The sequence below is a fragment of the Nonomuraea antri genome (genome assembly GCF_013283785.1).
Classification (GTDB): domain Bacteria; phylum Actinomycetota; class Actinomycetes; order Streptosporangiales; family Streptosporangiaceae; genus Nonomuraea; species Nonomuraea antri.
On sequence record NZ_JABCPZ010000272.1, the window covers coordinates 1 to 13,996 of the forward strand.

The following is a 13,996-nucleotide window of genomic DNA, read 5'->3' on the forward strand; positions in this document are numbered from 1 at the left end:
TGGTTCGGGAGGTGCCGTTGGTGTGGCATGGGCGGGAGGTGGGACTGCTGCTGGTCGGCCCCTCCGCGGCCGGTGCCCGGGTGCTCGAAGCCGTGACGCCGTACGTGGCGGACGCCGCGCACGCCGTCCTGCTGGCCGCCGACCTGCGCCGTTGCCGTGAACGTGTGGACGCCATCCGCGCCGAGGAACGCCGCCGCCTGTATCTGGATCTGCACGGCGGGCTCGGCGACGCGCTGGGCGGCATGGCGGCGGCGATCGAGGCGGCCAGGGCCGGGCTGCGTACCACGCCGGCCGCCGCCGATCGGCTGCTGCTCGACCTGCGTCAGGCCATGGACGCGGTCAGCGCGGAGATCCGTGAACTGATCTACGATTTGCGTTGATCGGCACGTATGGTGCGGGGTGTGGCGCTCTTCACCCAGCCTAGAGTCGTGACGCTCTTCACCTCGGCGAGTCAGGCGCTGGGACGGTCGCGGCCCGGGGTCGTCCTGGCGGCCGGGGTCGCGGGGGCCGCCGTCCTGACCGGGTTGATCTGGCTGCTCGGCGACCGGCTGGAGACCGTGGCGCTGCGGCCCGACCAGGGTGCGGCCTGGTACTACTGGAAGCTGCCCGAGCCCACCTTCTGGACCCGGTTGTCGGCCTGGGCCGGTTACGCGGCGCATCAGGTGGCGTTCTGGTGGCTGATCCACCGGGGGCGCACTGCGGCGCGCGGCCGGGACGCCGGTCTGCGTCCGGTCAACGTGGCGGCGCTGGCGGTCAACGTCGGTTTCGTCCTGCTGCACGTGCTCCAGACGCACCTGTTCTACGACGGCCTGGCCCAGGACGTGTCGATCTTCAGCTCGCAGGGGTCGGTCGTCCTGCTCCTGGTGGTGGTGCTGATCCTGGAGAACCGGCGGCGCGGGTTGTTCTTCGGCCGGCCGGCTCCGATCGGCGCCGAGGTGGCCGGGTTCGCCCGCCGTTACCACGGTTACCTGTTCGCCTGGGCGGCCGTCTACACCTTCTGGTACCACCCGGCCGTGGCCACCGGCGGCCATCTCATCGGCTTCTTCTACCTGTTCCTGCTCCTGTTGCAGGGCAGCCTGTTCCGTACCGGGGCGCACACCGCCCGCTGGTGGACGCTCACCCTGGAGCTGCTGGTCGTGGTGCACGGCACGCTGGTCGCGGTGATGACGTCCGGGCCGGACGGGTTGTGGCCGATGTTCCTGTTCGGCTTCCTCGGCGTCTTCGTGATCACCCAGATGCACGGGCTGGGGCTGCCGGTCGCCGTCCGGTGGGTGCTGGCCGGGGCTTACACGGGCTCGCTCGTGGTCGTGCACGCCGTCCGCGGCGACCTGGCCGGCGCGGCCGGGCTGGCGGTGCGGATCCCAGCCATCGAGTACGCGCTGGCCGGGCTGATCGCCCTGCTGCTCTGGGCGGCCCTGCGCGCGACCCGCCTGATCACGAACGGACGCGGCCACTCCCGGCCGTGACCAAGAGTCCCGAAACAGACCCGGCTGACCCAAGAACCCCGCAGTCGTGCCGACATCCCGATTTTTCGCCCCTTGTGCCCGGTTGATCCTTCTTCTAAGTTATGGGGCGTAACTAAGGGAAGGCTAACCTATGAAAACCGGCGGCCGCACGGCCGGATTCGTCCTGCGGGACGTGATCCGCGCCGGCACCCGCATCGGCCTGGCCGAGCTGACCGTGCAGGGTGTGGCCGACGCGCTCGGCGTCACCACCGCGGCGATCTACCGCCACGTGCCCAGCCGGTCCCGGCTGGAGAGCCTGGTCGGCGAGGCGATCCTGGAAGACCTGACGCTGGTCGACGACCCGGCGGAACCGGCCGTCGCCCACCTGGTCGGCTTCGCCGCGCAACTGCGCCGCTTCACGCTCGCCCATCCGGGCACGGCCGAGTACCTGCAGCGGCTGTTCCCGCGCGGCGCGTCCGGCGTCCGGCTGCTGGAGCACCAGATCAACGCCCTGTGCCGGCGCGGCTACGACCCGGCCGCCGCCACCGTGCTCAGTTCCGCGATCGCCACGATCACCCTCGGCGTCACCATCGCCGAGCAGGAGCGCGCCGCCCACCTCGAACCCCAGGCAGCCGAGGAGGCCATGGCCGCGATGACCGGCTCCCCGCTGCTGCGGCAGGCCCTGGCGGGCATCCCCCCGCACACCCCGGAGGACTACTTCGTGACACTGCTCACCGCGACCGCCGAAGGGCTGGTCGCCACGTTCCCGCCGGGCGCGCCGCTCGTCGTCCCGAGGACGGCGCACTGATGGCCAGAGGGTACGGCGGCGCGGTCGCCAAGGCGTTCGGCGCCCAGGACCACACGATCACCGTGCAGGCGATCGAGGACCTCACCCCGCACTACCGGCGCATCACGTTCGACGCGCCGACGCTCTTCGACGGCCAGCCGTTCGAGCCGGCCGCCTGGGTCCGCCTGTGGGCGCCCGACCCCGACCGTCCCGGACGCGAGCACCAGCGCGGCTACACCCTCGTCGACCCCGACTCCGACCTGCGGCGCATCACCCTGGAGTTCGTGCTGCACGAGCCGGCGGGCCCGGCGTCCACGTGGGCGCGGCGGGCCGGGATCGGCGACGCGGTGTCGGTGACGAGGTGGGCCTCCACGCACTTCGCCGCGCCCGACCCGGCGCCGGAGGGCTACCTGCTGATCGGCGACGCGGCCTCGCTGCCCGGCATCAACGCGATCCTGGCCGCGGTGCCCGGCACGACGCCGGTCGAGCTGCTGCTGGTGCGTTACCACGACGAGGACCCGCTGATCCCGATCGTCCCGCATCCGCGCTGCACGCCGACCTGGCTGCCCGCGGACGATCCGGGTGCGCTGGCCGGCGCGATCGGCGAGCGCGACTGGTCGAACTGGTACGCCTGGGTGACCGGCGAGATGTCGGCGACCAAGCATGCCAGGGCCAGGCTGAAGGAACTGGGCTTCCCCAAGCCGGACGTACACGGCCGGGCGTACTGGACCAAGGGCAAGGCCATGGGCGCCGACCGCGAGCGCCAGCCGGTCACGGAGACGGCGATACCCGCGAAGACGGCGGAACCCGCGCAGCCGGTCGGGCGGTGGCGGTCGCGGGCGGGGGCGCGGCTGCTGGCCCCGCTGCGTCCCCGCCTGTTCGCGGCCGGCCTGTTCCAGGCCGTGGTCTCCCTGCTCCAGCTCGCCCCGTACGTCCTGCTGGCCGAGCTGTGCCGCCGGCTGCTGAGCGATGAGCAAGGCGGCGGGCTGGCGGAGCTGGGCGTGCTCGCCCTGATCCTGATGGGCGCGGGCACGGCCCTGGCCGGCCTGCTGGTGGTGGCGATGCACGTGCTGGACGCCCGCTTCGGCCACGAGGTGCGCTCCCGCGTGGTCGGCAAGCTGGCCAGGCTCCCGCTGGGCTGGTTCACCGCGCGCGGCTCGGGCCGGGTCAAGCAGGCCGTCCAGGACGACGCGGCCGACCTGCACTACCTGGTCACCCACGCGGTGCTCGACGTGGTGGCCGCGCTGGTGACACCGCTGGCCGTGCTGGGCTACCTGTTCTCGGTCTCCGGCTGGCTGGCGGCGACGCTGCTGGTCCCGCTGCTGGTGTTCGCCGTCCTGACCGCGCGCATGGTGCAGGCGTCGACCGCGCAGCTCGCGCAGTTCACGGTGTGGGAGTCGCGGGTGGCCGCGGAAGCGGTCGCCTACCTGGACGGGCTGGCCGTGGTGCGCACGTACGATGCGGGGCCGGCGGGCGGGTTCCGCGCCACGCTCGCCGAGCGGGCCCGCTTCCTGGACGCCTGGCAGCGGCCGCTGTCGAGCCGCAAGACGGTGGTCGAGCTGGTCACCCGGCCGCTGACGTCGCTGCTGCTGATCATCGTGGCCGGTGGGCTGATGGTGTCGGGCGGGCTGCTCGCCACCACCGACCTGCTGCCGTTCCTGCTGCTCGGGGTGACCTTCGGCAGCCAGTTGATGGCGGCGGCGTACGGGATGGGCTCGGTCAGGGAGGCGCTGGCCGCGGCGCAGCGCATCGGCCTGCTGCTGGACGAGCCGGAACTGCCCGAGCCCGACCGGCCGCGGGCGCCGGCGGGCGAGCGGCACACGGTCAGGTTCGAGAACGTCGGCTTCGGCTACGACGGACGCCCCTCCGTGCTGGACGGCGTCGACCTGGAGCTGGCCCCCGGGACGGTGACGGCGCTGGTGGGGCCGAGCGGCGCGGGCAAGTCCACGCTGGCCGCGCTGCTGGCCCGCTTCCACGACCCGGTCGAGGGCCGGATCACCCTCGACGGCGTCGACCTGCGGGAGCTGCCGCTGTCCGAGCTGTACCGCAAGGTCGGGTTCGTCTTCCAGGACGTCGCGCTGATCGAGGGCAGCATGCACGACAACATCGCGCTGGCCAGGCCGGAGGCGAGCCGGGCCGAGGTGGAGCGGGCGGCGCGGGCGGCCGGCGTCCACGAGCGGATCATGCGCCTGCCCGGCGGCTACGACTCGGCCGCCCGGCTGTCGGGCGGCGAGGCCCAGCGGGTCACCATCGCCCGGGCGCTGCTGGCCGATCCCAGCGTGCTGGTCCTGGACGAGGCCACCGCCTTCGCCGACCCCGAGTCGGAACACCAGGTGCAGCAGGCGCTCAGCCGGCTGGTGGCCGGGCGGACCGTGCTGGTCATCGCGCACCGGCTGCACACCATCGCCGGGGCCGACGCGATCGTCGTGCTCGATGGCGGGCGCGTCGCGCAACGCGGCACGCACCAGGACCTGCTGGCCACCCCCGGCCTGTACCGCGAGCTGTGGCTGGCGGCCCGCCCCAGCGAAGTGAGCGCGTGATGCTGAAACTGATCGAAGACCGCCGCGCGCTCGTCCGCTACGCGTCCCTGCTCGCGGTGAGCGCGCTGGTCAGGGCCGGCACCGTGCTGAGCCTGATCCCGCTGCTGTCCGCGTTGTTCGCCGGCGAGGCCGCCCTGCCGTGGATCGCGCTGCTGGCCGTCCTGGTGGCGGCGGGCTGGGCGCTGGACCACCGCGTCGCGCGGGCCGGTTTCACCATCGGCTTCGAGCTGCTGAACGGGCTGGAGAAGCGCCTGCTCGACCGGCTGCGGCGCACGCCGCTCGGCTGGTTCACCGCCGAGCGCACCTCGGCCGGCCGTCGCGCGCTGACGTCCTCGGGCCGCGAGCTGTGCCAGGCGATCGCCTGGCTGGTCACCCCGGCCGTGAACGCGCTGCTCACCCCGGCGCTGATCGGGCTGGGCCTGCTGCCGTTCGCCCCGGCGCTGGGCCTGGTGGCGCTGGCGGCGGTGCCGGTGCTGCTGGCCGCGATGTGGGCGAGCATGCGCTGCGTACGCGCGGCCGACGACGCCTACGCCGCGGCGTCGGCGCAGGCCGGCGAGCGCATCATCGAGCTGGCCAGGGCCCAGCGCGCGTTGCGGGCGGCCGGCCGGGCCGGCACGGAGGGCACGGCCGTGGGCCGGGCGCTGGCCCGGCAGCGCGCGGCGACGCTGCGGCTGGTCGGGTTCGGGCTGCCTGGACAGTTGATGTTCGGCCTGGCCACGCAGGCGGTCCTGGTGGCGCTGGCGGCCACCGCCGTGTTGTCGGAGCTGTCGGCGGCGCAGGTGGTCGCGCTGCTGATCGTGGCGGTCAGGTTCATCGAGCCGTTCACCACGCTGGCCGAGCTGTCCCCCGCGCTGCAGAACCTGCGCGGCACGCTGGCGCGGGTGCGCGACCTGCTGAACGCGCCGGTGCTCGAGGGCGCGCCGCTCGTCCCCGAGCCGGGCGCGCCCGCGCTGGAGCTGCGTGACGTGCGCTTCGGCTACGAGCCGGGGCACCCGGTGCTGGACGGGGTCTCCTTCACCGTCGAGCGCGGCACCACCACCGCCGTCGTCGGCCCGTCGGGCGCGGGCAAGAGCACGCTGCTGTCGCTGATCGCCCGTTTCCACGAGGTGGACGCGGGCGCCGTCCTGGTCGGCGGCCACGACGTGCGCGGCTACGACCCGGCCGTGCTGATGGCGCGGCTCGGCATCGTCTTCCAGGACGTCTACCTGTTCGAGTCGAGCCTGCGCGAGAACGTCCTGCTGGGTGACCCGGGCGCGGACGACGAGCGGTTCCGCGCGGCGGCCGGCGCGGCGCGGCTCGACGAGCTGGTGGAGCGGCTGCCCGACGGCTGGGACACCCGGGTCGGCGAGCGGGGCGCGACGCTGTCCGGCGGCGAGCGCCAGCGGGTCAGCATCGCCCGCGCCCTGCTCAAGGACGCCCCGATCCTGCTGCTGGACGAGGCCACCGCCGCGCTCGACACCGGCAACGAGCGGGCCGTGGTCGGCGCGCTGGAGTCCGGCGGCGGCGACCGGGCGACGCTGATCGTGGCGCACCGGCTGAGCACCATCGCCCGTGCCGACCAGATCGTCTTCCTGGAGGGCGGCCGGGTGGCCGAGATCGGCACGCCGGCCGAGCTGCTGGCCCGCGACGGCAGGTTCGCCGCCTACTGGCGCCACCGGGAGCAGGCGGCGGGCTGGAGCCTGGTTCATTGACTGTGAGTAGTCGGTCGATTACAAAGAGACGGCAAGGTTCTCAACGGAAGGAACCCCCGTGCGTCTCTCAGCCAAGACCGCCCTGTCCGCCGTCGCCGCCGCCGGCTGCCTGCTGACCGCCACCCCGGCGGTGGCCGCCGTCCCCGCGGGCAACGCGCCGATGTGCGTGACCGTCTGGCACACCACAGGAAGGATCACCAAGACCGGCTACGCCCGCAACGACTGCGAGGGCACGCTGAAGCTGAAGATCGTGTGGGCGCACGGCGGCGACGGCGCCTGCCACACCGTCCAGCCGGGCTGGACGATCAGCTCCCAGATCCCGCGCGGCCCGCGCACGTTCGACGGGGCCAACCTGTGCTGAAGCGCAGGTCACCGCACTCCCACTGCTTGACATACCGGACGTCTGGGGCATAACGTCCCGTCAACCGACAGGCACAGACGAAGACATCCCTGTCAGTGGTCTTCGTCTGTGCCTTCTGTCGTTCCTGGACCGCTGACAAGGGATTTTCACCCCCCTGAAAGGCGGCTGGGCATGAGCGACGCCCCCGTGGACACCACAACGACGCGGCTGCGCAACGCGGCAGACGCGGCCGGACTCATCGACACACTCAAGAGGCTGCCCGGCCGGGCGAACTGGATCTGGTTCCTCGCCCTGGCGGGCCTGTTCCTCGACGCCTACTCCAACGCGGCGCTGGGCGCCGGCCTCTCCCCCATGGTCAAGCAGCTCGGCCTGTCTCCCGGCCAGGTCGGGGTGCTCACCGCGATGGCCCCGGCCATCGCCATCATCTCCAACCCGTTCGGCGGCTGGCTGGCCGCGCGCATCGGCCGGATCAAGCCGCTGCTGATGACCAAGGTCATCTTCGCGCTCGGCGCGCTGCTCACCGCGGCCGGCTCCGACTTCCAGACCGTGTTCGCCGGACGCGGCCTGGTCGGCATCGCCTACGGCATCGACTTCGCCGTTGCCATGGCGCTGCTGGCCGAGTACACCCCGGCCAGGCTCAAGGGCCGGCTCAACTTCTGGCAAGGCGTCTGGTACACCGCCACCACCACGAACCTGCTGCTCACGCTGCTGTTCTACCGTTTCGACGTGGGCGCGGACATCTGGCGCTGGTCGGTGGGCTCCTCGGCCGTCTTCGCGCTGGTGCTGCTGGTGCTGCAGCTGACGTTCCTGGTGGAGAGCCCGACCTGGCTGGCCGCCAAGGGCCGGCTGCGCGAGTCGGCCGCCGCGCTGCGCCGCATGTACGGCTTCGACGTCCAGGAGGCCGCGCCGCAGGCCGGACCGGCCGCCGAGCCTGTCAGGCAGGTCGGCATGGGCGACGCGGGCGTGCTGTTCCGCAAGCCGTACCTGCCGCGCACGGTGTTGTCTACGGTCATCTCGCTCACCCAGGCCATGCAGTACTTCGCGGTCGGCTGGTACCTGCCGGTGATCAGCCTGGAGCTGTTCGGCAGGGAGTTCGAGAAGGCCACGATCGGGTCGATGGCGTTCAACGCGGTCGGCATCGTCGGCGGCTGTCTGTCCGCCTACGCGGGACGCCGCCTGGGCCTGCGGGTCAGCTCGATGACCGGTTACGCGGTGGTGTTCATCGCGCTGCTGGTGATGGGCGCCACGTTCAACCAGCTGCCGGTCGCGCTGGCCGCGATGCTGCCGGTGCTGTTCATCTTCTTCCACTCCGCGGGACCGGGCCCGAACGGCAAGTCCATCGCCGCGCTGTCGTACCGAAGTGACATCCGCACCCTGGGCACCGGCGTGACCGGCATGCTCGGCAGCCTCGGCTCGGTCGCGGGACTCTACCTGTTCCCGCAGCTCCAGGCGGGTATCGGGGTAGGCGCGAGCCTCATGGTCCTGTCGGTGGTGCCGCTGGTCGGCCTGGTCACCTGCCTGCTGATCAAGTGGGATCCGACCAGGGTCTCGATCAACCTGGAAGAGGAGGCCATCGCGCTGGCGAAGGGAGACGGACGGCGATGACGACGCATCCACGGCGGGGCGTGCTCAGCATCGACGAGGGCACCACCGGCACGCGGGCCGCGATCGTCCTGGACGACGGCACCGCCGCGCCGCCCGCCTACCGGCCGATCTCCGTCCACTCCCCCGACCACCTGCGGGTCGAGCAGGACGCGAGCGAGATCTGGGCGAAGACCGCCCAGGTCTGCCAGGAGGCCCTGGACTGGGCTCGGGAGCACCGGGTGGAGGTCACCGGCGTGTCGATCGCCACCCAGCGCGCGACCGTGCTGCTGTGGGACACGGCCACCGGCGAGCCCCTCACCCCCGCCGTGGTGTGGCAGGACCGCCGCTACGCCGCCCGGCTACGGGCCTGGGAGCCGGACTGGGACGCCCGGCTGATCGAGCACACCGGCCGGCCGGTCGGCTCGCGCGCCTCGCTGCTGTGGGCGGCGGACGTGATCCGCGACGATCCGGCCGCCAGGCGGGCGCACGAGGCGGGCCGGCTGGCGTTCGGCTCGATCGACACCTGGCTGGTGTGGCGGCTCACCGGCGGCGCCAGGCACGTCATGTCGGCGACCAACGCGGTCGCGGCCGGCGCCTACGACCTGCGCACCGGCGACTGGTACGAGCCGTGGGCGGACTTCCTCGGCTGCCCGCGCGACGTGCTGCCGCGGATCCTCGACGAGGACGGCGACTACGGCCACACCGACCCGTCGGTGCTGGGCGTCCGGCTGCCGGTGTTGTCGGTGATGGGCGACCAGCACGCGGCGATGATCGCGCTCGGCGCGCACCGGCCTGGCCAGGCCATGTGCGTGCACGGCACGGGAACGTTCCTGGACGCGGTGGCCGGTGACCGGCCGCCCGCCCATCGCCGTCCGGTGCCGGGGGTGCTGACCCTGGTCGGCTGGCGTTCGCGGGGGACGGCGACCTTCAGCCTGGAGGGCTACGCGGCCACGACCGGCTCGGCGGTTCGCTGGCTGTGCGAGGAGATCGGGCTGTTCGACTCGCCCGCGCAGCTGTCCGCGCTGGCCGCCGAGCATCCCGGGCCGAGCCGGGTGCGGTTCCTGCCCGCGCTGGCCGGGACGCGTACCCCGTACTGGTCGCCGGAGGCCACCGGCGTGCTGAGCGGGCTCAGCCTGTCCACCACCAAGGCCGAATTGGCCCGCGGCGTCCTGGAGGGCATCGCGCACTCGGTGTGCGACCTGCTCGACGGCGTGGAGCGGGCGCTCGGCGCGCCGGTCACCGAGCTGTTCTGCGGCGGCGGCCTGGCCAGCAGCGACGTGCTGATGGCCGCCCAGGCCGACCTCATCGGCCGGCCGGTGCGCCGCGCCCGCGCCAACGAGACGGCCAGCCTGCGCGGCGCGGCCTACCTCGGCGGGGTGCGTGCCGGGCTGTGGCCCGACCTGCCCGCCGCGCTCGCCGGGCTCGGGGACGTCCCCGTCTTCGAGCCCGCGCTGCCCGACGCCGCGCGCAAGCAGGCCCGCGCCGCCTGGCGTGACCTGCTCGACCGGCACATCACAGACGTACAGGAGGAAACCCCCTCGTGATCCGGCTTCCAGAACGCAAGCCACGATCGGAGACCAGGAGCGCCATCAGGCGCACCCCGCTGCTGCTCGACCGCCGCACCCAGATCGAGCGCCTGGCCACCAGGCCGGTGGACGTGCTCGTCGTCGGCGGCGGCGTGACCGGCTGCTACGCCGCGCTGGACGCGGCCACCCGCGGGCTGAGCGTGGCGCTGGTGGAGCGGGACGACTTCGCCTCGGGCACCTCGTCCAAGTCGTCCAAGATGGTGCACGGCGGGCTGCGGTACATCGAGCAGGGCAACCTGCCGCTGGTGCGCCGCTCGCTGCTGGAGCGCCAGCGCTTCCGCCGCAACGCGCCGCACCTGGTCAGGCGGCTGCCGTTCGTGCTGCCCATCCTCACCCAGGACGGCGTCTTCGACGCGCGCATCGCCAAGGCCTTCGAGGGCCTGCTGTGGACGTACGACCTGGCCGGCGGCTGGCGCATCGGCCGGCTGCACCAGCGGCTCAGCGCGGCCGAGGTGCTGGCCAGGGCGCCGCGGCTGCGGGCCGACCGGCTCAAGGGCGGCCTGCTCTACTACGACAGCCGCACCGACGACGCCCGACTGACCCTGACCATCGCCAGGACCGCCGCCCACTTCGGCGCGACCGTGCTGAACGGCGCCACCTGCCGCGAGCTGGTCAAGGAGGGCGGCCGGGTGCGCGGCGCGCGGATCGAGGTGGACGGCAGGGAGGTCGAGGTGCGCGCCGGCGTGGTGGTCAACGCCACCGGCGTGTGGACCGACACGCTCGACGCGCTGTCCGACCCCGGTCACCGGCCCCGGGTGCGCCCGGCCAAGGGCGTGCACATCGTGGTGCCGTGGACCAGGCTGCCGATCGACGGCACGGTGACCGTCCCGGTGCCCGGCCGGGCCCGCCGCGCCACCTGCACCCGCTGGGGCGACGTGGTCGTGCTCGGCACCACCGACACCGACTACGACGGCTCCATCGACGAGGTGCTGTGCACCCGCGAGGAGATGCAGTACCTGCTCGACGGCGCCAACACCGCCTTCGACGCCGGGCTCACCCCGGACGACGTCGTCGGCTCCATCGCCGGGCTGCGCCCGCTGGTCGGGGCCAAGGAGGGCGCGACGCTCGACATGAGCCGCGACCACCAGATCACCACCGACGTCCACGGACTGGTCACCGTCACCGGCGGCAAGCTCACCACCAGCAGGCACATGGGCGAGCTGGCCGTGGACGAGGCGCTGAAGGTGCTCGGCAGGCAGGCGCGGTGCCGCACGGCGCGGCTGCCGCTGCTCGGCGGCGCCGGCTACGACGCCGAGGCCACCACCGCCACCGGCGGCCTGGGCGCCCACCTGGGCGAGCGGTACGGCACCGAGGCCCGGTTCGTCGCCGACCTGATCGCGGCCGACCCGTCGCTGGCCGAGCCGGTCGTCGAGGGCGCCGGGCACCTGCGTGCCGAGGTGGTCTACGCGGCCAGGTGCGAGCTGGCCAGGAACGTCGACGACGTGCTGTCGCGGCGCACCAGGTTGCGGGTCTTCGCCCGCGACCTGTCGGTCAAGGCGGCCCCCGAGGTGGGCCGGCTGCTGCAGCGCGAGCTCGGCCTGACCGACGACGAGGTGGCCAGGCAGGTCGAGGACTACGTGCGCGGCGTGGACCGCGAGAAGAACGTGCTGATGGAGGGGCTTTCGTGATCGCCCGGCAGCGCGTCACGGAGGGACATTCATGATCACCGAGCAGACCGTCACGGAGGGACATTCATGATCAGCAGGCAGACCGTCACGCACCCGTTCAACCGCGGCGACTACGTCGTCGGCGCGCCCACGCCGCCGCGCTGGGCCGCCGACACGCCGCCCGGCGCGGGCCCGGCCAGCCTGCAGGAGCGGGTGGTGCCCGTCCCGGAGAGCGTCGTCGCCGAGCTGCGCGCGGCCGCCGCCGCCGTGCACACCGACAGGGACGAGGTGATCCTGCGCACCCGCGACTGGTGGGCGGGCACCTCCATCGGCGAGACCGCCGGCCGGCCCGCCACCCCCGAGGCGGTGATCGTCGAGGTCGCCCACGAGCGGCAGGTCGCCGCCGTGGTGCGGATCTGCCACGAGCACCGCATCCCGCTGACCGTCTCGGCCGGCCGCAGCAACGTGCTGGGCGCGGCGCTGCCGATCCACGGCGGCGTGGTGCTGGACGTGTGCCGGCTCAACCGCATCCTGTCCTTCGACGCCGAGTCGATGATCGTCGAGGTGCAGGCGGGCATGTTCGGCGACCTGTTCGAGCAGGAGCTGCAGGAGACGCACGGCGCCACCACCGGGCACTGGCCGTCGGCGTTCGCCATCTCCACCGTCGGCGGCTGGGCGGCCTGCCGCGGCGCCGGCCAGCTCTCCACCCGCTACGGCAAGATCGAGGACATGATCGTCGGCCTGGACGTGGTGCTGCCCGACGGCACCACCGCCAGTTACGGCACCTACCCGCGCGCGGCCACCGGCCCCGACCTGCGGCAGCTGTTCATCGGCTCGGAGGGCACGCTCGGCGTCATCACCCGGCTGCGGCTGCGTACGCACCGGCTGCCCGACTACGCGGTGGGCGTCGCCTACGGCTTCGACAGCTTCGCCGCAGGGCTCGACGCGTGCCGGGAGATCCTGCAGCGCGGCGCCACCCCGGCCGCGCTGCGCCTGTACGACGCGCACGAGAGCGGCACCCACTTCGGCCACCCGGAGACCAACCTGCTGCTCATCGCGGACGAGGGCGACCCGGCGCTGGTCGACGCCGTCATGGCGGTGGCCAGGGAGGTCTGCGGGCAGCGGGCGTCGGTGACGCTCGACGGCGAGAAGGTGTTCGCCCGCTGGCTGGACGAGCGGATGATCGTCGGCAAGGCCGCCGACGGCTTCGTGCGCGGCCCCGGGTTCGTCTCCGACACCTGCGAGATCGCCGGCCCGTGGGCCGCGCTGCCCGAGCTGTACGACCGGGTGGTGGCCGCCATCGAGGCCGTGCCCGGCACGCTGCGGGCCTCCGCGCACCAGTCGCACGCCTACACCGACGGCGCCTGCCTGTACTTCTCGCTGCGCGGCGACGTCGAGCCGGACCGGCGCAGGGAGTGGTACCGGGCCGCCTGGGACGCCGCCGCCGAGGTGCTCATCGAGCACGGCGCGGCGATCAGCCACCACCACGGCGTCGGCCTGTTGCGCTCGCCGTACATGGAGCGGGCGCTGGGCAGCGGGTTCGCCACCCTGCTCGCGGTCAAGCAGGCGCTCGACCCGCGGGGGATCATGAACCCCGGCAAGCTGGGGCTGCCCGGACCCTCCGACACCTCGGCACACTAAGGTGGATGCGGTGAACTCTCGCCACAAGCGTCCCGTGGACCGGCGCCTGCTCACGGCCCTGGCCACGCATCCCGTCATGGCCTCGCTGGTGGGCGTGGCGATGGTGGAGAAGTTCACCACGACCGCCACGCCGCTCGGCATCCTCGCCTCGATCCCGCTCGGCGACCTGGCGGCCACGGTCGAACGCACCCGGGCCGCCGGGAAGATCGGGCTCGTCAACATCGACTCGACGCCGGGGCTCGGGCACGATCCCGGGGCGCTGGCGTACCTGCAGGGGATCGGCGCGATCGGCATCGTCTCCACCCGGCAGGCGATGATCGAGCGGGCGGCCGGGCTGGGGCTGCTGACCATGCAGAAGGTGTTCGTCACCGACCGGTCGAACCTGCGGCGCAGCCTGCAGTCCATCACCCGCTCCCAGCCCGACCTGGTGCAGCTCATGCCGGCCATGGTGCTGCGGCACGTCGAGCGCCAGGTCAGGGAGGTCGGGGTGCCGTACGTGGCGGCGGGGTTCGTCAGCAGCGCCGACGACGTGGTCGAGGCGCTGCGGCACGGCGCGGTCGGCGTGTGCACCTCCGACCAGGAGCTGTGGGAGCTGCGCCGCTCGGCCCTGCGCGCCTCCTGACGGCCGACTCTCTCTTTCCGGAAGGACCTTGCGATGACGCCTGCCCAGGTGCGGCCGGACGGCCTTCGCGCCGCTCCGGTCCCCACCCGGCGGCCCGTTTTCGGGCGGCCCATTCTCGGGCGGTGGGGTGAG

At 73.3% G+C, this 13,996-nt stretch carries 11 protein-coding genes and 1 pseudogene; all 12 read left to right on the top strand.

Annotation, left to right across the window (positions count from 1 at the left end; translation table 11 throughout):
* Positions 1–380, top strand: a 380-nt coding sequence (locus HII36_RS47775; protein WP_236004740.1) for a histidine kinase, incomplete at its 5' end; no start/stop codon positions are given.
* Positions 381–428: 48 nt separating this feature from the next.
* Positions 429–1,466, top strand: a complete 1,038-nt coding sequence (locus HII36_RS47780; protein WP_328808222.1) for a hypothetical protein — start codon at positions 429–431, stop codon at positions 1,464–1,466.
* A gap of 130 nt (positions 1,467–1,596) precedes the next feature.
* Positions 1,597–2,253 carry a TetR/AcrR family transcriptional regulator C-terminal domain-containing protein gene (locus HII36_RS47785; protein ID WP_173530029.1) on the top strand — a complete coding sequence of 219 codons (657 nt, stop codon included), beginning with the start codon at positions 1,597–1,599 and terminating at the stop codon, positions 2,251–2,253.
* Positions 2,253–4,772 carry an ABC transporter ATP-binding protein/permease gene (locus tag HII36_RS47790; RefSeq protein ID WP_173530030.1) on the top strand — a complete coding sequence of 840 codons (2,520 nt, stop codon included), beginning with the start codon at positions 2,253–2,255 and terminating at the stop codon, positions 4,770–4,772. The genes HII36_RS47785 and HII36_RS47790 overlap by 1 nt, the downstream gene beginning before the upstream one ends.
* The gene (locus HII36_RS47795; protein WP_173530031.1) at positions 4,772–6,463 is read left to right on the top strand and encodes an ABC transporter ATP-binding protein; all 1,692 of its coding nucleotides are present in this window, start codon (positions 4,772–4,774) and stop codon (positions 6,461–6,463) included. The genes HII36_RS47790 and HII36_RS47795 overlap by 1 nt, the downstream gene beginning before the upstream one ends.
* A 58-nt stretch (positions 6,464–6,521) precedes the next feature.
* Positions 6,522–6,824: a hypothetical protein gene (locus HII36_RS47800; protein WP_173530032.1), complete on the top strand. Its 303-nt coding sequence runs from the start codon at positions 6,522–6,524 to the stop codon at positions 6,822–6,824.
* 171 nt (positions 6,825–6,995) lie between these two features.
* Positions 6,996–8,429 carry an MFS transporter gene (locus tag HII36_RS47805; protein ID WP_173530033.1) on the top strand — a complete coding sequence of 478 codons (1,434 nt, stop codon included), beginning with the start codon at positions 6,996–6,998 and terminating at the stop codon, positions 8,427–8,429.
* A pseudogene (locus HII36_RS59395) lies at positions 8,426–9,169 on the top strand (FGGY family carbohydrate kinase); the annotation flags it as partial. The gene HII36_RS47805 and the pseudogene HII36_RS59395, both read left to right, overlap by 4 nt.
* A 42-nt stretch (positions 9,170–9,211) precedes the next feature.
* The gene (locus HII36_RS59400; RefSeq protein ID WP_407940883.1) at positions 9,212–9,952 is read left to right on the top strand and encodes an FGGY-family carbohydrate kinase; all 741 of its coding nucleotides are present in this window, start codon (positions 9,212–9,214) and stop codon (positions 9,950–9,952) included.
* Positions 9,949–11,622, top strand: coding sequence for a glycerol-3-phosphate dehydrogenase/oxidase (locus HII36_RS47815; RefSeq protein WP_173530035.1), 1,674 nt, complete (start codon positions 9,949–9,951; stop codon positions 11,620–11,622). The genes HII36_RS59400 and HII36_RS47815 overlap by 4 nt, the downstream gene beginning before the upstream one ends.
* Before the next feature lie 66 nt (positions 11,623–11,688).
* Entirely contained in the window at positions 11,689–13,242 is a 1,554-nt protein-coding gene (locus tag HII36_RS47820) for an FAD-binding oxidoreductase (RefSeq protein WP_173530036.1), read from the top strand.
* A gap of 10 nt (positions 13,243–13,252) precedes the next feature.
* Complete coding sequence (locus tag HII36_RS47825; RefSeq protein ID WP_217370868.1) at positions 13,253–13,864, top strand: glycerol-3-phosphate responsive antiterminator; 612 nt, start codon at positions 13,253–13,255, stop codon at positions 13,862–13,864.
* Positions 13,865–13,996: the final 132 nt, after the last annotated feature.